We start from the raw sequence: 19,308 nt of genomic DNA on the forward strand, positions 1-19,308 counted from the left end.
CGATGACCGATTTCGACCGAACCGACGCCCGCCTACTGCTCGCTCTGTGCGACAAGCCACGCGCGACCGGTGTAGAGCTGGCGAACAGCCTAGGCCTGTCTCGCAACACCGTTCAGGCACGGCTGACTCGGTGGGAGGACAAGGAGGCTCTCACCCCGATCGATCATCGGGTCCGACCACGAAGTCTCGGCTACGCGCTACAGGCATTCGTGACGACTCGGGTCGATCAGCACAAGCTCTCCCAAGTCACCGACCACCTCGAGACAATTCCGGAGGTGCTCGAGGTTTTCGGCCTCTCCGGCGCCTCGGACATGCACATTCGGATCGCAGCAGTCGATGCGGACGACCTCTACAGAGTCGCCGGGTTGATTCTCGAAGTTCCTGGAGTGGAACGGACCAACATGTCCATAGCAATGAGCGAACTCATCCCATACCGGACAAAACCCCTGCTCGACCGGGCCTCAGGAAGACAATCCAGCTGATACGAGTCTCGAACCGGCGCCGCCCCCGACGCGGCGCCGATCTACTTCGACGGTAGCCCATCGAGGGATTCCTCTCGATCGAGACTCGCTAGAGGTCGCCGAGCCGAAGGGGCGCCAACTCGCCGAAAACATCTCCGGGCCCGGGGTTGCCGGGAACAGACGCACCGCCGAAATGATGTACGACGCCCCAGACCGCATTGAGCGCGGTCTGGATGGCGCCCTCGGCCCAACCGGCGGTCCAGGAGATGTCGTCGCCGGCAAGAAAGATCCCGCGGTGGCGATCTTCGAACGAGTCCTGCACGAAGTGGCCGAACAGCCGTTCCTGGTACCGGTAGTGTCCGGGCAGATTGGCCTTGAAGGCGCCCATGAAGTCCCGTTCTGTCTCCCAGGACAGGCTGACCGGTTCGCCGACGATGTGGGATCGAAAGTCGACTCCTGGATAGATCCCCTCCAGTGAACGCAACACGATGTCGGTCCGCTCTGCCGCGTCGAGTGCCAGCAGCTTCAAGGAATCGTCGGACCACGTGTAGGACAGGCAGATCAATCCTGGTCGCCCGTCACCCTGGTCGAGTAAGTACGTTCCACGGCTCATCCGATCGGTCAACGTCATGCTGACGATATCGCGTCCGGTCGCGGGATCTTTGTCCTTCCAGAACGGTCGGTCCACGAGGACGAAGACCTTGGTCGACCCCATGTAGTGGGTACGTTCGATTGCGGTCCAATGATCGATCGGGAGCAGGTCGTCGTCACACGCGATGGTGCTGAGCAGCATCCAACTCTGAGCTGTCACCACCGCCGAGGGGAACGTCCGTTCGTCGCCGCTGCTGTCGCGCACGACGATTCCCGCGGCGGTCCGCCGCAGACCGACTACCCGCGGCAACGGAGTCCCACCGTTCAGCGACGCCACCGACGTACCGGCAGGCCAATACTTCGATTCCACTTCTGTGTTCCACAGTCCGACGGGCAACTGCTGCGCCCCACCTACGATGCCCCGGTGGTGATCGTCGGCCGCGGTGACCACGACGCGGAGTATCTCCAGTATCGAGTTGGGATAGTCGGTGTCCCACCCACCGGTTCCGAACCCGACCTGACCGAAGACTTCCCGCAGTCGGAACGACCGAAAGTGCTCGGACGCAGCAAGGAAACCGTAGAACGTCTGGTCGTCGAAGCGGACGACCAGTTCGTTCCACAGTCTCTTGATCGCTGCGGCGTCCCGCGCACGGATCGCCCGCTGCAGCGGGACGAGATCGGCGTGGTCTTCCAAGGTGCGTTGCCATGCGCGAGCAACCTCCGCGAAGATCTCCGGGAGATCGTCGAGGACGTGTGCGTAGTGGCTTTCGCCCTTCAGGTCGATGACGGTGCTGGGGGTTGCCTCGGCAAGCGGGTTCGGAAACGGCTCGGTCTGCAACCCGAGCATGTCGAGGTAGCGGAACAGCGCCGTCGACGACGGAGGAAAACGCATCGCACCCATCTCGGCGACCACACCGAGATGTCCCGGGAAAGGTACCGACCGCATGCGTCCACCGATCTGGTCCGATTCGTAGACAACCGGTTTCATGCCGAGTTTCATCAGCTCGAATGCGGTGACCATGCCCGCCAATCCGCCGCCGATGATCGCCACTTCCGTTCCCACCGCGGAATCCGGTACATGGCCGAGTCCACCGGGGTGAGCCAGATAGTCGTCATACGCGAACGGGAAGTCGGGTCCGAACATCGTCAACGGGCGTTCGTCCTCGTCGGCGGACGTGCTGTCCGGAGTCACGGGTGTGGTCATGAACTTCCTCTTCCGTCTGCCGAGTACAGGTCCGACCTGCGGTCGGCCAGATGGGTGTTGACCGATCTCGACTGTGCCAACGCGGCGGTGTCGATGTCGACGGTGATGGACTCCTGGCTGCGTCCAGCGCGACCGAGTTCGGCCCCGTCCGGCCCGATGGCACAGCTGAGTCCGCAGTACTGCAGATCGGTTTCGCGACCGCACCTGTTCACGTAGGCGACGAACAGTTGGCTTTCGTATGCCCGTGCCGGCACCACATGTGTTGCCACGATGTCGAAGGGAACCATGAGACCAGTGGGAACGATGAGCCACTGAGTTCCGGAATCCGAATGCGCGCGAACCGCTTCAGGGAATTCGACGTCGTAACACGTCAGCAGTCCACAAGTTACTCCGTTCATCTCGAACTGGACGACGAGTTCGGCACCGGGTAAGAAGTGCCCGCGGTCCAGATCGCCGAACAGGTGGGTCTTGCGATACCTGGCCAGCGAGGAGCCGTCGGCCCCGACAACCTGAACCGCGTTGTAGACGCCCGGCGCATTCTCGTGGGTCTGGAAGGACAGCTCGGGGTAGCCGTAGACGATTGCGACCCCCGTTCGCCGCGCGAGCGCTGCCACAGCGTCGAAAATGGGACCGTCCGCCGGTTCGGCACGAGTCCGGACGAGATCGCCGATGTCGTAACCGGTTACCGACATCTCGGGAGTGACGAGAATGTCCGCGCCGACCGAAGATGCATCTTCGGCAGCGCGGGCGATCACGTCGAGATTGTCGGACGTCTCGCCGGAGAATTCCGGACCTTGGAACAGCGTTGCTCGTAGGTGCGCAACCATGTCATCCCCTGACCGACGGAGGTTTTTCGGGTAGAGCAGGATTCAGCACCCAGAGCACGCGAGCACCGACGTCACCGGCTTCGAAGCTGTGGTGTCGGCGCGGGGAGAACGTGAAGGCGTCGCCGCATTCGAGTACGACCTCCTCGGAAACGACGCCCCCGGGCACATCGCCGTCGAACCGTATGGTCAACCCGCCGCTGAGCACGTGCACGAAATTGACGTCCAGCGGCAGGGAGTAGCTTTCTGCACCGCTACCTCCGCCCGCCTCCAGCTCTCCGAGGAGAACCTGAATTCTCCGCTCCCCCAACGGCGTAAGGAGGAACTCCGTCATCTTCTCGCCGCCGAACGCGACTCGAGGAAGCGCTCCTGCCCGCACCAGCTCACCGGCAGGTGCAGTGTCGAACAAGGATCCGACCTCGAGATCGAGGGCAGCACACACCCGTACCAGCGTCGCCACCGACGGGTTGACGTGGTCACGTTCGAGTTTCGAGAGAAACCCCTTGGTGACACCGCACGTTTCGGCGACATCGTCGAGGGTCAGTCGACGCGCTCGTCTCGCATCTTTGAGACGCCTACCGATTCTGGGCGCAGCAGCCGTGGGTTCAGCAGCCGTCGGTTCAGCTGCAGTGGACATCGAGACCGTCGACATCGTCATTCCTCCTTCGCGCGTGCACCACGAGTATCACGTGAGGAAACATGAGTTGACAAGTCGGTCGACCACGACGACGCTCACAGTCGATGCGAGTCACCTTCGACGAAAGAAGCGGAAGATGAGCACCCCGGATTCACCTGCCAGTCCCGCCACTCCCGTTGGCCCCGTCGACGCCACCAAGGTGCCTCGCTACGCCGAGCCGACCACGTTCGGGCGCCTGCCGCGTCTCGACGAGGTTTCGCGGGCCGACGTCACCATCCTCGGCGTGCCGTTCGATTCCGGAGTCAGCTACCGGCCGGGAGCTCGGTTCGGCCCGAGCCACATTCGCGCGTCGTCGAAACTGCTACGCCCGTACAACCCTGCCCTGAAGGTGTCGCCGTTCGCCAACCAACAGGTGGCCGATTTCGGCGATATCGGCGTCAACCCCTTCGACATCGCCGAAGCTCTCGCGACCGTCGAATCCGCAGTGACAGGCCTCCGTGCCGATGGCTCGTCCATCCTCACACTCGGTGGTGACCACACGATCGCGCTCCCCATTCTCCGTTCGCTGGCTCGCGATCACGGGCCCGTGGCCGTATTGCATTTCGACGCCCATCTCGATACCTGGGACACCTACTTCGGAGCCCCGTACACGCACGGGACCCCGTTTAGGCGCGCGAGCGAAGAGGGCCTGATCGATCTGGAACGCTCCCAGCACATCGGTATTCGCGGGCCCCTCTACAGCGAAAAGGATCTCGAGGACGACCGCGTCCTCGGCTTCCAAGTCATCAGGTCCGACGACTACGAATTCGACGGCGTCGCGAGCATCGTCGACCGAATGCGAGCCCGTCTGGACACAGGCCCCGTGTACGTCTCGGTCGACATCGATGTGCTCGATCCATCCCATGCCCCCGGTACCGGGACGCCCGAGGCCGGCGGCATGACCTCTCGCGAACTACTGAACACGCTGCGCGGGCTCGTCGGGCTGAATGTGGTGGGCGCCGACATCGTCGAAGTTGCTCCTGCCTACGACCACGCCGAAATCACCGGTATCGCTGCGGCGCACGTCGCGTACGAACTTCTGTCGGTCCTGGCCCTGAACCGCTGAACACCTATCATGGTGCGCGATGACACCTGATCCCGCTGCGGCTGCGCGCGACGAAACTCGAGGTCGCGTGGCCGATCTCGCAGCCGAAGACGCCGGCGGACTGTCCACCGCCCTCCTCGGCGACTTCCTCGACGTATTGACGTCTGCGGTAGCCGACGGCCGACCATTGTCGAGGCGACAACTTCGTACGCTGCGTACTCACGGCGACACCGCCGCACTCCAGGGAGTCGCTCTTCGCGCACTTCTCGATCTGTATCTGTCCTCGGCGTGGCGGTTGTGGAGAACCCTCCCGGCAGTAGTCGATGCAGAACGAAACCCGAACGCCGTCGTCACCGCGGGCGAGGTCATGCTGCATGCCGTCGACGACGCGGTAGCCGAACTCACCGAAGGATTTCAGCTCGCGCGCCGGACTCTCGTTCGAGCGGAGGTTTCGGCGCGGCGAGAGTTCGTCGACGACTTGCTCTCCGGAAGTGCCGACATCGCAGGGGTGATGGGACGCGCCGAGAACTTCGGGCTGGATCTGAGCGGCCCGCATGCCGTGGTCGTAGTGACAGCATCGACACCGTTCACCGACGGCGGTGCGGTGATCACCGACGTCGAGCGAGCAGTGGAAGGCCGGAAGGCCGATTCCGAGACCCTGGTTGCCAGCAAGGAGGGTCGGTTGGTCGTCGTATTCGCGGCGCCCGATCGCACCGCGGTCGAGTACGTAGTCGAGCGAGTTCGTAGTGCCACCGAGAGACGGAGCGATTCGACCGGGTGGGTCCGAAGGATAGGCGTCGGGCGGACCGGCCCCAGCGTGACCGGCGTTGCGTCGTCCTATCGGGAAGCCCTCGATGCCCTCGACCTCGGAGCCAAGCTCGGGCTGGATGCGCCGGTGGTCGACGCTCGCGAGCTGCTTGTCTACCGGGTGTTGTTGGACGATCGACCGGCGATCTCGGATCTCGTGCACACAGTCTTGACACCGCTGCTGTCGGCGAGGGGCGGAGCCGAACCTCTGTTGAACACGTTGTTCACATATTTCGGTACCGGCGGCAACTCCGCGGAGACCGCGCGTTCGATGCACCTGTCGGTCCGCGCCGTCACCTACCGCCTCGCGCGAATAGCGGAGTTGACCGGCCACGACGTGAGCGAACCGAGTGAGCGGTTCGCTCTGCAAACGGCCGTCTACGGTGCTCGACTTCTGGGCTGGCCTTCCGCCGACTGAAAGACCAGCCGAAAATTGCCGGTTTCCGGCAATCGAAAACGGGCATACATGTCCGACATCCGACGATGACTGCCGTATTCACAACAGGCACACTGGAGTAGTCGCGGCCGTTGGTCCGCCGCTCCACATCGTCGCCCGAAAGGAGCACCGTTTCATGGCGTCACTGATGCAGAAGCTGCAGGTGTTCTCCCGCAGCCCCCGAGGTAAGAAGCTGATTGCGCAAGCACGTGCGTACGCCACCAAACCCGAGAACCAGGCAAAGTTGAAGAGCCTCGGGTCTCGGCTTACGAGTAAGGACACTCGCCGATGAACGTCCCGGTATGGGCATGGGCGGCATTCGCCGCCGTCGTCGTCATCCTCCTGGCCATCGACCTCCTCGCCCACCGCGGAGCTCACATCATCGGCTTCAAAGAGGCCGCGTGGTGGAGCGCACTGTGGGTCGGCGTCGCCCTGATTTTCGGCGGAGTCGTCTTCGCCACCCTCGGAACCACAGCAGGTGTCGAGTACACCACCGCCTGGTTGCTCGAGAAGAGTCTGTCTGTCGACAACCTCTTCGTGTTCGCGCTGATCTTCGGGTACTTCAAGGTGCCCCGCGAGTACCAGCACCGCGTGCTGTTCTTCGGTGTCATCGGCGCTCTCGTCTTCCGTGGCATCTTCCTAGCGGCCGGCGTGGCAATCGTCAGCAAGTTCACCGTCGTTCTGTTCGTCTTCGCCGCGATCCTGCTGTACAGCGCCTGGAAGCTGATGAAGGACGACGAGGAATCGTACGACCCGAGCCAGTCCATCGCCGTGCGGCTACTCCGCAAGATCATCCCGGTCCGCGACGAGTACGACGGCACCAAGTTTTTCGTCAAGGAAGCCGGCAAGCGCGTCGCTACCCCGTTGCTCGCCGTGGTGGTTGCCATCGAAGCGGCCGACCTCGTATTCGCCGTGGACAGCGTTCCCGCCGTTCTCGCGGTCAGTGACGATCCGTTCATCGTGTACTCCTCGAACGCGTTCGCGATCCTCGGACTACGTGCGCTGTACTTCCTGCTTTCCGGGCTGCTCGACAAGTTCCACTACCTGTCCAAGGGTCTTGCGATCATCCTCGGATTCATCGGCGTCAAGCTGATTCTGCAGGCCGGCCACAAGGTGATCAGCACGTCCATCCCAGAAATTCCGTCCGTGGTCAGCCTGGTGGTGATCATCGGTGTACTCGCAGGCTCGATCATCTTGAGCTTGAAGAAGCCGCCGAAGGAAGACGCCGACGCAGTCGGCGCGGATGTCGCCGAGGGCCCTGCAACCGAAACCGATGCTGGTACCGGCGCGGTCGATGCGGGGACCTCGAGTCTGACGAAGGACTCGGAACAGAAGTAAGACGAATGTCCGCTACCCGGGGTGTTTCACACGAAGCCACCCCGGGTAGCCGTGTGTCATGAGCAATTCGAATTCCTACACCGTGCCCGGATTGAGCACCGACGAGGGCGCAAACATCGCCGCGCGCCTACAAGATCGGTTGAACGCGTACAACGATCTACATCTGACTCTCAAGCACATTCACTGGAACGTCGTCGGGCCCAACTTCATCTCGGTCCACGAGATGCTGGACCCACAGGTCGAGGCTGTCCGCGGGTTCGCCGACGAGATTGCCGAGCGGATCGCCACACTCGGTTCCTCCGCCCACGGAACGCCGGGAACGATCGTCGACGGACGCACGTGGGACGACTACTCGATCGGTCGTGCGACCGCCATCGAGCACCTCGGCGCACTCGACCTCGTCTACGTCGGCGTAATCGGGGATACCCGCAAGGCGATCGAAGAGATCGGCGACATCGATCCGGTTACAGAGGATCTGCTGATCGGTCAGACTGGTCAGCTGGAACTGTTCCACTGGTTCGTCCGCGCGCACCTCGAGAACTCGGGCGGCCAGCTCTCCACGTCGGGAGCGAAGAGCGAGAACGAAGCTGCGAGCAACGCGGGCTGACACTCCCCAGCCGCACTACACATCGGTGTAAAGCGCGTCCGTCCTCGCACGGGCGCGCTTTACGCTGCCTACAGGCACACGCTCGTGCGCTGTGAGAATGAGATGACTGACGTTAGCGCGGAGGTCGCCGTCGAGCGGACCGGAGCCTTGGAGGTCGAGCATCACTTGTTCCGCGAGCGACCGAAGTTTGACGTTGTGCATCTGGGATTGCCAGGACAGAACACCGAATGCAGTGTCGGCGTCGACGCGGAATGCCAGCATCAGCGCGCCCTTCGCCTGCTCGATCACCGCACGGGAGGTGACTACCGACTCCACCGCGTCTTTCACGCTCTCCGCAACGACGGTATTCGTAGTTGGACTGACGTCGACGGCGTAGCCGGATATCTCGACCGTTACCCCGTGCGAGTCCGTGATTCCACAGCCCACGATGACGATATGCCTGACGTCGTTCGACGGGGTGATGATGCGGTGAGCGTTGACGCACCCGATGCCGGACGCGACAGTCAACGACATCGCGGCCGCCGCCTGGGCGCGATCGTCAGGGTGGCATGCATCCAACAACAGGTCCTTCGTCGGCGTGACCTCGTCTACCTCGTAGCCGTAGATGCCGTACAGCGCGTCCGACCAAGACAACACACCGTTGGCCATGTCGTACACGAAAGTTCCCACGGTGAACGGGAAAGGGCTATCCGGCGGGAGGTCCAACCGCGCGTCCGACCCTGTTGCCCCTCTCTGCATGAGTAAGGAATACCAGCTCGCTTCACTTTTAACTACTCGATCCGAGAATGTAGGCGTTAGTTAACGTTTCGAACCCGAATTGTCGGGGTAATACCAATTGCCCGGCGCTCCAACTTGGAGTGTCGTGGCGTTTTCGTCCACGCGAGGAACGCCCCGGGTACGCAGTGAGAGTTCGGCGATCAACGAACGTAGGTCGGCGGATGTCGCGACAGCGGCACCGAAAATCGAAAGAAGGTAAGACAGTGATCGTCCTGGGAATCATCCTCGCCCTGATCGGGTATTTTGCATCGATCAGCATCTTGACCACGATCGGCATCATTCTCGTCGTCGTCGGCGCAGTATTGACCATCCTCGGCGCAACCGGTCGCGCGGTGGGCGGACGTAAGACTTTCTATTGATCCATCGGTAGTGGACATTCGGCGAGGCCCCGCACTTGAAAGTGTGGGGCCTCGTTCGTGTGGAAACTCTCGTGCAAGAGTGAAGGCGTGACCAGTCTTGCCGCCCGCCTGATGCCCCTCGCCATTTCGTTGCGGGGGTCCAAACGCCGATTCAGTTCGGCCGACCGCACGATGGCTCGGATCGACAAGACCCTTGCGACACCGGGGTCGTACGAACCGCCACGTTCGGTCACGAGCAAAGTCACGGTGACGCGTGACGACACCTCAGGATGGCCGGTGTACCGCGTCTCCCCTCACAACTCGACACCTCCACGCGCGAGTGTGTACTTCCACGGCGGCGCGTACATCGCCGAGATAACAGCCACTCATTGGCGAACGATCGCGAAACTCGCAGCTGCAACGGACACGACGTTCGTCGTACCGATATACCCCCTGGCCCCGACAGAGACGGCGTCGACGACCGTCGGACACGCCTCGGAGATCGCCGAGTCCGTGACAATGGAGTACGGCTCCGAACACGTCGTACTCATGGGCGATTCGGCCGGCGGCGGCATGGCGCTCGCTGTGGCCCAACAACTTCGCGACGCCGGTGTCACTTCGGTAGCACACATCGTGCTGATCTCGCCGTGGTTGGATGTCGCGATGACCGACCCCGAGATCGAGAAGATCGCACCCCACGATCCATGGCTCGCAGTGCCGGGAACGAGGCTTGCCGGTGAACTCTACCGAGGTGAACTTCCGGTCGACGACCCTAGGGTCAGTCCTCTTCGCGGCGACCTACACGGTCTCGCACCCATCACACTCTTCAGTGGAACCCGGGACATTGCGAACGCAGACGCCCGATCTCTTGTGAAAGCCTGCCGGTCGATCGGTGCCTCGTTGCACTACCACGAAGCATCTTCGATGCTGCATGTCTATCCGTTGCTGCCGATTCCGGAAGGCCGGCGGGCGCTGTCAGTGATCGCAGCCGTCCTGAACACGACGTAAGGAGGGTCGGACGCCCCGACGACCGATCGCCGCTCCAACCCCGTTCACGTACAGAGCAATCCAGCGCGGTGCGACTCCCGAACCGGACCCTCTGTGTTTGAATCGACCAGCGGTCCTTACACAAGGGGTGAATTGGATGAGCAGCAGTGCAGTCACATCGTCCGAAGTGCACTACGAGTGGGGAGTGGACTTGATGTCCTCCCTTGCCGTCCAAGGCATCGTCAAGAAGATCATCGCGCTTGCAACTCTCAGCATGGCACTGGTCGTCACCCTCGAGATCGGATTCGGGTATGGAGCCACCACACCCATCCCCACAGCTGTTCAATGGACTTCGATGATCGCGGCGTACGTCATGGGGCTGTTCTGGCTCTTCGGACCCTGGCCGACGCTCAACCAGGCGTTCGCGTTCGTGGTAATCGCGAACATTGCGATCTTCGCAGCGACGATAGTGGCGGACTTCCCACCCGAGATCACCCTGGGCAAGACTGCGTTCTTCATCGAGATCGGAATGTTCGTCGGATTCTTCTTCGAGCGGTGGATGTTGGCCTCTCATGTCTTGTTTTGTGTTCTCGCCACGAGTTTCATCGCGGTTTACGTTGTGGCATATGAGGACGTGGCCGTGCTGATGTCCGTCGTGGTCTGGCTGCCGGTAGTGGTGTCGATCGGTGGATTCGTGCTTGTGCTGCACTTCGCATCGAGGTCGATGAGGCTCGAGTTCGAGTGAGCACCCGACCGGCGTGGGACGACGACCCGATCGTGGCCTCATGGGCAGGGCTACCTGTACTCGATGATGCACTGACGGCGGACGTGTGCGTCGTCGGACTCGGTGGGTCCGGGCTCGCGGCGGTGGATGCGCTCGTTTGTCGCGGCCTCGACGTGGTCGGTATCGACGCCGGACGCACCGCAGCGGGAGCTGCCGGCCGAAACGGCGGCTTCCTGCTCGGTGGTCCTGCCAGCTTTCTCCATTCTGCAATCGAGTCCTGGGGGGAGGTTGCTGTCGAGCTGTACCGCAAGACGCTCGTCGAGATCGATTCGCTGGAAGCGAAGCTCGGTTCGAGCGTCATCCGGCGGACCGGGTCGATCCGGCTCGCCGGACTCCCTGGAAGCACCGACGATGTCGAGTTGTCCGACTGCCGCATCTTGGCTCGGGTTCTGGGCGAGCACGGCATCGCTGTAGAGACCTACGACGACGAATTGGGTCAGGGCATCTTCCTTCCAGACGACGCGGTCATGAACCCTGCCCTCCGCGCACTCGGACTTGCTTCGCAGCTACGCCGACGCGCCCAACTGTTCGAGCATTCCCCTGTCACGTCCATTCGATCCGGCCGCGTCGATACCCGAAACGGCTCGGTGAGTGCGCCATTCGTGATCGTCGCAGTGGATGGAAACCTCGAAAGAATTTTCCCTCGGTTACGAGGTCGAATACGAACAGCGAGACTGCAGATGCTGGCGACCGAGCCGGTCCTCTCGCGTCGCCTGCCGTGCCCGGTGTACGGGCGCTGGGGATACGACTACGCACAACAGGACAGCGATGGGCGACTCTATGTAGGCGGCGGTCGCGACCTTTTCGCGGACGACGAATGGTCCGAATCGGACGAACCGACGGCCACAGTTCAACAACACATCGAATCGGTGGCCCGGTCGATGGCAGCGCATCCGGTGACGGTGACCAGTAGGTGGGCGGCGTCGGTCGGCTTCACCGCGGACGGCCGCCCACTCTGCACGACTGTGGACGACGGAGTCATCGCCCTCGGCGGATACAACGGCACCGGAAACCTGGTCGGACCAGTTGCCGCGCGCGCAGCCGTCGAGCATCTTCTCGATGGCGCCCCGGTGCCCGCATTCCTCAGCGCATGACCGCCGACAGCGCATGACTGCCGACGATGCCTAACGGAGAGAATCGACGAGCGCTGGAAGCCCGGTCGCCGCAGTGGTACGCCAGCGAAAGTCGGCCATGTCGGAGATCTCCGTTTCCACCGGGTTGATCTCGACCACAGTGGCGCCGGTACTCCGAGCCATCGCGGGAAGTCCAGCAAATGGAAAGACGACGCCGGACGTACCGACCACCAACACGAGGTCAGCGGATTCGACAGCTTCGACCGCCGCCGTCCATTCAGTTTCCGGAAGCGGTTCACCGAACCAGACAGCGCCTGGCCGCATTTCCCCGCCGCAGTCGGGACACGACGGTGGCGGCACCCGATCGGAGCGTTCGTCGAATGGATCCGGTTCCGGCTGAGAATGGAGCCCACACTCCGAACACCTCGGATCGAACAGGCTGCCGTGAACGTGCGCGATCACCGTAGACCCAGCCCGCTCGTGCAAGTCGTCGACGTTCTGGGTAGCAATGTCGAGGTGGACGCGCTGCTGCCATTCCGTGAGCGCGAGATGACCTGCATTGGGCTCCGACCGCCGAACCAGCTGGGCTCGCCATTGGTACCAGCCCCACACCAGATCACTGTCGCGCGCCCAGCCCTCTGGACTCGCCAGATCGGCGGGATCGAAATTGGACCACAGACCGGTCTGAGCGTCACGGAATGTGGGAACTCCCGACTCCGCGGAGACACCCGCGCCGGTGAGAACGGCAACCGACCGTGCCGAACGTGCCACTTCGATTACGGCACTGGGTACCTCGATTCCGGTCATGGGCGCCAGTGTGCCACGGCCCACCGACGCGCTCTCGTCGATCAATCCGCAAAGCGACGAGCTGACTCTTCCACCGTTCGCCGATAGTCGAGCCACTCGTCCTCGTCGCCGGGCGCCATGTTCTTGTTCCCGACGGTCAGTCCTACCGAACCGTCGATCAGCTCACGAACGATGTCCGCGTGGCCGGCATGGCGGTCCATGTCCGCGATCACGTGAACGATGATCCGGTGAAGCGTGACCGTGGCTCTATCTACTGGCCAGTGCGGTACCTGGCCTTCTGCGTCGAGTGGTAGCTCGGAAATCGTAGCGTCGGAGTGCGCCCACATCTGCCGGTACAGGTCGATGACGTAATCGGAGGACTCGTCCGCCGTCGCCCACATGTCCGAGTTGATGTCGGCGCCGTCCTCGGCCCAGGGCACGACACCGGGAAACGGTCGGTCGAATGTCCACGCGAAGTATCCGAGTTCGACTGCCGTGAGGTGCTTGACGATGCCGAGGAGGTTGGTTGCAGTCGGCGTCATGGGCCTACGCATGTCGTACTCCGAGAGCCCCTCGAGCTTCCACAGAATCGCGTCGCGTCCGAGTTGTAGGTACCTGTGCAGCTCCCTCTTCATGGAATCGGTCATGGACATACCTTGGCAGACAGCTACGACAGGTGGCTACAGAGGCGCAATACTGCTGCACTACAACATATTCAAGGTGCCTGCGGTTCATTGACGTTATCTATTCGTTACTTTTGTTATGAAGTCGTGATACTTCGGACGCCTGCATAGAAATCTGGATCCGTCACGATTAGGTAAGGCCAGCAGGAATGAACAATCTAGGCATATCGGTCTCGCTGCACTGTAAGTCCGACCGAACAAGACGAGAGAGGCGGACGATCCTTTGTCCCCCAGCTGCGCAGCCACCGATGTGCGCGGCTCAGGGTGAGCCCCTTGGATGCTCCGGCCTCCGAACTCACTACCTCGTGCCCGAGTCCCCGCCGAATCGATCTACTGTCCGAGACGTATGTGGTCCACGACCGGTCTCTCGTGGACAATCCGGCGGAAATACTCATACAGGTAGAGAAAGCCAGGGACCAATGCCGTCGAATCGCTGTCGACGACGTGGGTGCTCGGCCCGAGTCGATGACGCTGCTTCCTCTCATCGAACCGGACATCATCGTTCTTGCGCCCGAGCTGACATGTGCAGTTCCGGACACCGCGGCCGCCCAAGCCTTGCACGTCCTCGCCGCGCAGGCAGAGAGGACGGGCGCGGTCATCGTTGCCAGTGGAGTCGACTCGGAGCGAGACCGGACGAGGGCGCTGGCGCTCGGCGCGTCCTTCGGGATCGGAGCACTGTTTCCACCGACCCCCATCGACGGGACAGGCCCGCGCGAGGCACTGGCTTCGCCGACATGGAGTACGCCGACATCTGATTCTCGATCGCCCTTCGATATCGCGTCGACCGATCAGTCGAGCGCAGTCAGCACGAAGAAGCTACTCGTCGAAATGAGCTGTCAGATCGAATCGCAGGCATCGCACGCTGGGCCCGACACGATGGTTCTCGGCACTTTTCAACACGCCCGACAATTCGCATCTCCGACGCAGCGTCGCTGGCAGCGGATGGCCGGAAACATCGCATATACCGGCATCTACGGCATCGACATGGCCGGCCTGACGGTCCCCGGCATAATCACCTCGTCCATAGACCCCTCCGACACCTTGGTCGAGGAATGGAACGTGGTCGTTCTCGGCCAGTTCTTTTGCTGCGTACTGTCCGCGCGCGATCTGCGTTGGGGACCTGGCGAACTCGGGCGAACGTTCGAATACGTGGTCTCCCACGACCGAGGAACCGTCGTTCGTTGCGCACGAGCAGTGTTGTCTCGATTCGACAACGCGTCACACTCCGCGATCGAGGCGACCTAACCACACGTCACTCAGCGAGAAATGATCGAGTCCAGGAACGTGACCATGACATCGGTCAAATCAGCGATCGGCGGCCGAGGGTCCGCCGGTGAGGCATCACCAGGACAGCCAGGGCTCGGAGTCCGCGACCGTCAATGCGGCCTCCGAACAACTCACGTGCCGGACCCCGAACAACGCATGACGTAGGTCTCGCTCGTCCACTCCCGCCCGAGCGAACCATCGCCTCGACCGGTGCACAGCCCTTGACGTCGACATCGTCAGCGCGGCAGTGTCAGATCGCGCGAAGTCCACCACGACCTCTCCTGCCTTACCTGGACCAAGCTCCCCTGCGAGGCGCGACAACGATTCGTCCGAGAACAGCACGCGACCTGACATTTCGACGACGAAGCGGCACCGCGAAAGTACTTCGTCATCGGGAAACCCTGCGCGCACCCGACAATCCCAAATCCCCAGCGCGGCATGATGAGCAGGCGCATCGTCACCGATGAGCCACACCCCACAGTCGGATCCACGAAGCACGGACGCAACCGTCGCCAACAACGAAGCCGGGGTTTGGCCCAGTGTCGACATCAGGACCACGGTGTCGGGGATTTCGTGGTGCACACCCGAAGTGCGAGCGGCAGGATCGGTGATCAGCGGAGCCAGAGCGAGTGCCTCGGCGTTCTTCTCGCTTGTCCGGTCAGCGACCTCCCTCTCGGCCCAGTCGGGACCGTCATGCCAGGCGAGCGCTGCCGGTTCATGGACGAAGACCGCGCCCATCATGAATGCCCGATTGGCGAACTCCCAGTCCTCGCCCCCGTATCGGACGAAGGAGGGATCGAAACCGCCTACTGAATCGAACAATTCACGGCTGCACGTCAGGACCGCACTGAGAATAAACTTGTATCCGTCCCATCCTGGTCGCAACAGGTTCTCGGTACGCTCGTAACCCTCGATCAGCCACTGCGGTTCGCCGTCGTTCGTGTCGGCCCGCGCCGACACTTCAACCATCCACGACTCCAGCGAATCAGCTTCTACCGCAGCTAAATTTTCGTGCTTTCGACGGCCGACGACGACTGCATCGGGAATCGACGCCGGGAGTCGAACGGCCTGCCGCACGTAGTCTGGGCCGGGCACCGTGTCCGCGTCGAGGAAGCACAGGATCGACCCCCTCGAAGCGTCGGCGCCGAGATTCCGCGCAGCGGCAGCTCGAAACCCTTCGTCGTCCTGTCGTACAACCGAGATGTCCAGCCGTGACGTCCACCGGTCCACTGGCGGAGGTTCAGCAGAACCGTCGTCGGCGATGACTACATCCATCTGCGTGGACGGATACGTCTGCGCGGTCAATGCCTCCAGTACGAGTGAAAGCTGATGCGGTTGCTGGTAATACGGGATGACCACACTCACGGACGGCGTCTCGACGGGATCGACCGTGAGATCCCAGCGATTGTCCGGCACAAGCGATCGACCGTCGTTCAGCCGAACAGGACGCGGCGTCATCGAGACCATGTCCGAAGCAGTTCCGCGTAGGCCAGCGCGACATCGGACGGCGACGGCGACGGCACGGTCGAGGCATCGAGCCATGTACTCGACGGGTTCTCGACAGCATGGGCGATCGCAGTCCGCAGTGCTCGCTCGTCGTTGTCGTGCAGTTGGACCATGCCGGGAGATCGCGCGTCGAGCTCCTCGGTATACGGCGTCCGAGGGACGAGCGGCTTGCGCCTCACTGCGATCCACGAGTTGATCGATCCCGAGGCAGACATGTGACGGTGATAGGCGACGGGCACGGTCACCTGCGACGCTCTCGCGCGCAGCTCCGCATCGACGAGAAACCCCGTCACCTCGCACGGCCTTCCCGAACTCGCCGCAGCGGCGTGAAGTTCGCGGGCCAGGTCCTCGTGGCCGGGTGAGGGCGCCCCCAGAGCGACGAAACCCACCGCGGGCGGCAGATCACGTAGCGCCTCGAGAGTTTCGATATGACCTTTGCCCGGGTAGAGGAATCCGAGGACTCCGACGGTGCGCTCGGCAATCGGCGCGGGCCGGGCGACGGGGTAGCGCTCGATCATCAGCGGCACGATCGCCGGTTTCAGGTCCGCGTCGACGTGCTCGGCCAACAATGTCGCCTCGTGGCCGCTCGACACGGCTATACCGACAGCACAGGACGCTGCTTGCCGATAGAACTCGACGCGGGCGAGCATGGCGGCTCCGTCGGAGGGCTGCGGAATATCGTGCAGCGTAATGGAGATGGGACGGCCCAAGCGTCGTACCGTCGTGCGCAACGCGTGTGCGGCCGCTGCAGGGGTCCGTCCGAACAACCTGTCTGTCACGTGCATGTGGACCAGCCCACATTGCTGCACATCGGTCGGAATGTCAGCATCGGGATTGTCCAATCGGGCCAACGGGTGCTGTTCGCCTATGCTCGCCAGTGCCTGGTGAACCGACACGGCGCATCGGACGACTCCATGAGTGATCGGCCCGATGACGAGATGGCCGGTATCGAAGTTCACGATGTCAGTCCCAGTATGTCGATCAGTTCTGCGTATCGCGACAGCGCTGCATCGACGAATTCGGGATGAATTTGGTACCAACGCGTCTGGGCGGCATAGATGGATTTCTGACCGACCGATTCGCCGTCGACACACCACGCCTCGCGTACTCGCGCATCGAGCTTCAACGCATCGATGATCCGAGCTTCCAACGGTGCCCGAATGTTGCCGAGCAGTTCCCGCTGCGGAAGAACCGGGTCGGCGCACCCCAGCGCCCCGAGAATGCGGCTACCGAGCTCGCCCAGCACCTCGTTCCCCGGGTGGTTGATCGTGTGCGCCGCCTTGTCTCCGAGTCCGAGCAGCACATCCGAGATCCCCACATCACAGTCGCGGCGTTCGCGCATGCTTAGTTGTTCCACGCTCCACTCGGCAGCCGCACGCAGCCGCTCCGACGCTATGTCCACAGCCCATTCGTCGAACTCTGTCCGGGCCTCGACCACACTGATCACAGTTCGAAGGTCGTGATACGGGACGCCGGGAGGCACCGCGGAGGGATCGGACGGGTGCCGCACGATGACTTGGAACGGATAGAGACCGCCGTAGCGGATCACCGGCCACACGATGCTCTTCTGCTGTGACCGGGGCCGTCCGAGCATGTCGGCGGTCCCGATGGGTAACCCCCGATACCCCGCTCGAATGGGTTGCGAGGCGAACACGGCCGCCGAGTTCGCTGCATGCTCGACAAACGGCATGTCCGTTCGCGTCAGCTCGTGGACCGGGGGGACTCGCAGCGTGCGGTACGGCAGGTCAGAACAGCTCGACAGCACAATTCGCAGTGCCTCGGCCTGGCAGTTTCCCCAGACCAGAAGGACCGGACGGTCGTCGGCGGGCTCATCGATTCCGTAGAACTCGCCGTAGTGCCGTGTTCGTCCGTCGATCTCTCCAACGGAGACTGGTCGACGTTCGCTGTAGTATTCGGTTGTCTCCAAAGACACTCCCTCTCGAGCAGCCGGGCCGGGTCCGCCACACCCCGTATAACCGATCTGCCGCAAAGGAATCCTCGATTGTTCGATCCTGACTCGATGACTGTCGCCTCGGTGCCCACTGCCCATGCCTATGTCGCACACCTCGATCCCGTCGGCGGGAGCCGCAGCGTCATGCGCCTGCCGGATCCCGTACCACCCGGTGCCGACGGAACCGGCCGGTGGTGGCCACCGCGATGGCTCGATCCCGAGTGGTTGAGCGCGCACACAAACCGGTTCGACGTGCTGCACCTGCACTTCGGATTCGACTCCCTGAGCGTCGAGCAGCTGGAGGACGTCGTACGTGTATTGGACAGTGCGGGCAAACCGTTGATCTTCACGGTGCACGATCTGCACAATCCGCACTTCGTCGACAACACCGTGCACACCTCCCACCTCGATTTGCTCGTCGCTGCAGCCGACGAACTCATCACACTCACCCCAGGTGCCGCACAGGAAATCGCCGCTAGGTGGGACCGTCGCGCGACGGTTCTGCCACATCCGCATGTTGCGCCCCTGCATTTGATCGGCCGACCACGAGGCGAATCACCGACTTTCGTCGTGGGCGTACACATGAAGAGCCTTCGGTCCAATCTCGATCCCCTGGCGGTGATCGACACCGTCGTGGACACGATCGCGGAACTGCCGGACTCCACCGTCCGAATCGACATCGACTTCGAGGTCCTATCGGAAGGCGGGCCGGACAGCGCCCGTATCGAGGCCGTGCTGGAGCACTATCGTTCCGTGCCCGGCGTGGCCGTTCGAGTCCACCCCCGATTCACCGATGCAGAACTGTGGCAATACTTGACCGAGATCGACGTATCCGTACTCCCGTACCGATTCGGGACCCATTCCGGCTGGTTGGAAGCGTGCCATGATCTGGGGACCGCTGCAGTCGTGCCCGACTGCGGTTACTTCTCCGATCAACGACCTTGCCACACATTCGGTTTCGGCATCGATCGATTCGATCCGACAGGCTTGTCCAGCTCGCTGCGTCACGCGCACGCCGCGCGGTTCGACACCCCCGCCGCTACCCGAGAAGCGAGAGAACGCGAGCGCACGGACATAGCGTCGGCGCACGAGGGAATCTACGCGCGCGCTCTCGCACGTCGATTCGGCATGGCCGGAGCGAGCCGATGAGAGATCGCGACTCCGTATC

At 62.6% G+C, this 19,308-nt stretch carries 21 protein-coding genes; 12 read left to right on the top strand and 9 right to left on the bottom strand.

Annotation, left to right across the window (positions count from 1 at the left end; translation table 11 throughout):
* Window positions 1–2: 2 nt before the first annotated feature.
* On the top strand, window positions 3–482 hold the full coding sequence (locus tag WDS16_RS14390; protein WP_338885938.1) for an Lrp/AsnC family transcriptional regulator: 480 nt from the start codon (window positions 3–5) through the stop codon (window positions 480–482).
* A gap of 88 nt (window positions 483–570) precedes the next feature.
* Here WDS16_RS14390 and WDS16_RS14395 read toward each other — a convergent pair whose 3' ends face one another.
* The 3 genes from WDS16_RS14395 to WDS16_RS14405 are packed head-to-tail and all read right to left on the bottom strand — an operon-like array spanning window position 571 to window position 3,732.
* Entirely contained in the window at window positions 571–2,256 is a 1,686-nt protein-coding gene (locus WDS16_RS14395; protein ID WP_338885939.1) for an NAD(P)/FAD-dependent oxidoreductase, read from the bottom strand.
* The gene (locus WDS16_RS14400) at window positions 2,253–3,083 is read right to left on the bottom strand and encodes a carbon-nitrogen hydrolase family protein (protein ID WP_338885940.1); all 831 of its coding nucleotides are present in this window, start codon (window positions 3,081–3,083) and stop codon (window positions 2,253–2,255) included. The genes WDS16_RS14395 and WDS16_RS14400 overlap by 4 nt, the downstream gene beginning before the upstream one ends.
* A gap of 1 nt (window position 3,084) precedes the next feature.
* Window positions 3,085–3,732: a helix-turn-helix domain-containing protein gene (locus tag WDS16_RS14405; protein ID WP_422395833.1), complete on the bottom strand. Its 648-nt coding sequence runs from the start codon at window positions 3,730–3,732 to the stop codon at window positions 3,085–3,087.
* A gap of 121 nt (window positions 3,733–3,853) precedes the next feature.
* Here WDS16_RS14405 and speB point away from each other — a divergent pair, with 121 nt between their 5' ends.
* The 5 genes from speB to WDS16_RS14430 all read left to right on the top strand — a co-directional run bounded on the left by speB (window position 3,854) and on the right by WDS16_RS14430 (window position 7,989).
* Window positions 3,854–4,822, top strand: coding sequence for an agmatinase (speB, locus tag WDS16_RS14410; RefSeq protein ID WP_338885941.1), 969 nt, complete (start codon window positions 3,854–3,856; stop codon window positions 4,820–4,822).
* Between the two features lie 19 nt (window positions 4,823–4,841).
* Window positions 4,842–6,026, top strand: a complete 1,185-nt coding sequence (locus tag WDS16_RS14415; protein ID WP_338885942.1) for a PucR family transcriptional regulator — start codon at window positions 4,842–4,844, stop codon at window positions 6,024–6,026.
* A gap of 154 nt (window positions 6,027–6,180) precedes the next feature.
* A complete protein-coding gene (locus WDS16_RS14420) occupies window positions 6,181–6,336 on the top strand; it encodes a hypothetical protein (protein ID WP_338885943.1) in 156 nt (51 codons plus the stop codon).
* Window positions 6,333–7,382 (top strand): TerC family protein, encoded by a 1,050-nt coding sequence (locus WDS16_RS14425; protein ID WP_338885944.1) that lies wholly within the window; start codon window positions 6,333–6,335, stop codon window positions 7,380–7,382. Before WDS16_RS14420 ends, WDS16_RS14425 begins: the two co-directional genes overlap by 4 nt.
* Before the next feature lie 58 nt (window positions 7,383–7,440).
* Window positions 7,441–7,989 (top strand): DNA starvation/stationary phase protection protein, encoded by a 549-nt coding sequence (locus tag WDS16_RS14430; protein ID WP_338885945.1) that lies wholly within the window; start codon window positions 7,441–7,443, stop codon window positions 7,987–7,989.
* Between the two features lie 15 nt (window positions 7,990–8,004).
* Here the strand turns inward: WDS16_RS14430 and WDS16_RS14435 are convergent, their stop codons facing one another.
* Entirely contained in the window at window positions 8,005–8,637 is a 633-nt protein-coding gene (locus WDS16_RS14435) for a PAS and ANTAR domain-containing protein (RefSeq protein WP_338893452.1), read from the bottom strand.
* A 332-nt stretch (window positions 8,638–8,969) separates the two neighbouring features.
* Between WDS16_RS14435 and WDS16_RS14440 the strand changes: the two genes are divergently transcribed.
* The 4 genes from WDS16_RS14440 (at window position 8,970) to WDS16_RS14455 (ending at window position 11,969) form a co-directional block, all read left to right on the top strand.
* Entirely contained in the window at window positions 8,970–9,125 is a 156-nt protein-coding gene (locus tag WDS16_RS14440; protein WP_338885946.1) for a DUF6131 family protein, read from the top strand.
* 87 nt (window positions 9,126–9,212) lie between these two features.
* A complete protein-coding gene (locus WDS16_RS14445; protein WP_338885947.1) occupies window positions 9,213–10,112 on the top strand; it encodes an alpha/beta hydrolase in 900 nt (299 codons plus the stop codon).
* Between the two features lie 136 nt (window positions 10,113–10,248).
* On the top strand, window positions 10,249–10,836 hold the full coding sequence (locus WDS16_RS14450; RefSeq protein ID WP_338885948.1) for a giguanylate cyclase: 588 nt from the start codon (window positions 10,249–10,251) through the stop codon (window positions 10,834–10,836).
* Window positions 10,833–11,969, top strand: coding sequence for an FAD-dependent oxidoreductase (locus WDS16_RS14455; protein ID WP_338885949.1), 1,137 nt, complete (start codon window positions 10,833–10,835; stop codon window positions 11,967–11,969). The genes WDS16_RS14450 and WDS16_RS14455 overlap by 4 nt, the downstream gene beginning before the upstream one ends.
* Window positions 11,970–11,999: 30 nt before the next feature.
* Here the strand turns inward: WDS16_RS14455 and WDS16_RS14460 are convergent, their stop codons facing one another.
* Both WDS16_RS14460 and WDS16_RS14465 read right to left on the bottom strand, forming a co-directional pair.
* Complete coding sequence (locus WDS16_RS14460; protein ID WP_338885950.1) at window positions 12,000–12,755, bottom strand: NAD-dependent deacylase; 756 nt, start codon at window positions 12,753–12,755, stop codon at window positions 12,000–12,002.
* Window positions 12,756–12,796: 41 nt separating this feature from the next.
* Window positions 12,797–13,381 (bottom strand): DinB family protein, encoded by a 585-nt coding sequence (locus tag WDS16_RS14465; protein WP_338885951.1) that lies wholly within the window; start codon window positions 13,379–13,381, stop codon window positions 12,797–12,799.
* A gap of 309 nt (window positions 13,382–13,690) precedes the next feature.
* Here WDS16_RS14465 and WDS16_RS14470 point away from each other — a divergent pair, with 309 nt between their 5' ends.
* Window positions 13,691–14,662 (top strand): DICT sensory domain-containing protein, encoded by a 972-nt coding sequence (locus WDS16_RS14470; RefSeq protein ID WP_338885952.1) that lies wholly within the window; start codon window positions 13,691–13,693, stop codon window positions 14,660–14,662.
* Between the two features lie 96 nt (window positions 14,663–14,758).
* Here the strand turns inward: WDS16_RS14470 and WDS16_RS14475 are convergent, their stop codons facing one another.
* Genes WDS16_RS14475 through WDS16_RS14485 form a run of 3 tightly spaced genes read right to left on the bottom strand, consistent with a single transcriptional unit; the run spans window position 14,759 to window position 18,116 of the window.
* Window positions 14,759–16,141, bottom strand: a complete 1,383-nt coding sequence (locus WDS16_RS14475) for a glycosyltransferase (RefSeq protein WP_338885953.1) — start codon at window positions 16,139–16,141, stop codon at window positions 14,759–14,761.
* Window positions 16,138–17,148 (bottom strand): hypothetical protein, encoded by a 1,011-nt coding sequence (locus tag WDS16_RS14480; protein ID WP_338885954.1) that lies wholly within the window; start codon window positions 17,146–17,148, stop codon window positions 16,138–16,140. The genes WDS16_RS14475 and WDS16_RS14480 overlap by 4 nt, the downstream gene beginning before the upstream one ends.
* Window positions 17,145–18,116, bottom strand: coding sequence for a WcbI family polysaccharide biosynthesis putative acetyltransferase (locus WDS16_RS14485; RefSeq protein WP_338885955.1), 972 nt, complete (start codon window positions 18,114–18,116; stop codon window positions 17,145–17,147). The genes WDS16_RS14480 and WDS16_RS14485 overlap by 4 nt, the downstream gene beginning before the upstream one ends.
* A 93-nt stretch (window positions 18,117–18,209) precedes the next feature.
* On the opposite strand from WDS16_RS14485, the gene WDS16_RS14490 reads away from it, so the two are divergent.
* Window positions 18,210–19,289: a hypothetical protein gene (locus WDS16_RS14490; protein WP_338885956.1), complete on the top strand. Its 1,080-nt coding sequence runs from the start codon at window positions 18,210–18,212 to the stop codon at window positions 19,287–19,289.
* Window positions 19,290–19,308 lie beyond the last annotated feature (19 nt).

The sequence above is a fragment of the Rhodococcus sovatensis genome (assembly GCF_037327425.1).
Taxonomy (GTDB): domain Bacteria; phylum Actinomycetota; class Actinomycetes; order Mycobacteriales; family Mycobacteriaceae; genus Rhodococcoides; species Rhodococcoides sovatense.

Excerpts from the sequence above, each read along its gene's own strand:
- WDS16_RS14425 (WP_338885944.1), top strand. The coding sequence starts at position 6,333 with ATGAACGTCCCGGTATGGGCATGGGCGGCATTCGCCGCCGTCGTCGTC.
- WDS16_RS14420 (WP_338885943.1), top strand. The coding sequence starts at position 6,181 with ATGGCGTCACTGATGCAGAAGCTGCAGGTGTTCTCCCGCAGCCCCCGA.
- WDS16_RS14400 (WP_338885940.1), bottom strand. The coding sequence starts at position 3,083 with ATGGTTGCGCACCTACGAGCAACGCTGTTCCAAGGTCCGGAATTCTCC.
- speB (WP_338885941.1), top strand. The coding sequence starts at position 3,854 with ATGAGCACCCCGGATTCACCTGCCAGTCCCGCCACTCCCGTTGGCCCC.
- WDS16_RS14490 (WP_338885956.1), top strand. The coding sequence starts at position 18,210 with ATGACTGTCGCCTCGGTGCCCACTGCCCATGCCTATGTCGCACACCTC.
- WDS16_RS14465 (WP_338885951.1), bottom strand. The coding sequence starts at position 13,381 with ATGACCGATTCCATGAAGAGGGAGCTGCACAGGTACCTACAACTCGGA.
- WDS16_RS14405 (WP_422395833.1), bottom strand. The coding sequence starts at position 3,732 with ATGTCGACGGTCTCGATGTCCACTGCAGCTGAACCGACGGCTGCTGAA.
- WDS16_RS14390 (WP_338885938.1), top strand. The coding sequence starts at position 3 with ATGACCGATTTCGACCGAACCGACGCCCGCCTACTGCTCGCTCTGTGC.
- WDS16_RS14435 (WP_338893452.1), bottom strand. The coding sequence starts at position 8,637 with ATGGCCAACGGTGTGTTGTCTTGGTCGGACGCGCTGTACGGCATCTAC.
- WDS16_RS14475 (WP_338885953.1), bottom strand. The coding sequence starts at position 16,141 with ATGACGCCGCGTCCTGTTCGGCTGAACGACGGTCGATCGCTTGTGCCG.
- WDS16_RS14395 (WP_338885939.1), bottom strand. The coding sequence starts at position 2,256 with ATGACCACACCCGTGACTCCGGACAGCACGTCCGCCGACGAGGACGAA.
- WDS16_RS14450 (WP_338885948.1), top strand. The coding sequence starts at position 10,249 with ATGAGCAGCAGTGCAGTCACATCGTCCGAAGTGCACTACGAGTGGGGA.
- WDS16_RS14430 (WP_338885945.1), top strand. The coding sequence starts at position 7,441 with ATGAGCAATTCGAATTCCTACACCGTGCCCGGATTGAGCACCGACGAG.
- WDS16_RS14460 (WP_338885950.1), bottom strand. The coding sequence starts at position 12,755 with ATGACCGGAATCGAGGTACCCAGTGCCGTAATCGAAGTGGCACGTTCG.
- WDS16_RS14415 (WP_338885942.1), top strand. The coding sequence starts at position 4,842 with ATGACACCTGATCCCGCTGCGGCTGCGCGCGACGAAACTCGAGGTCGC.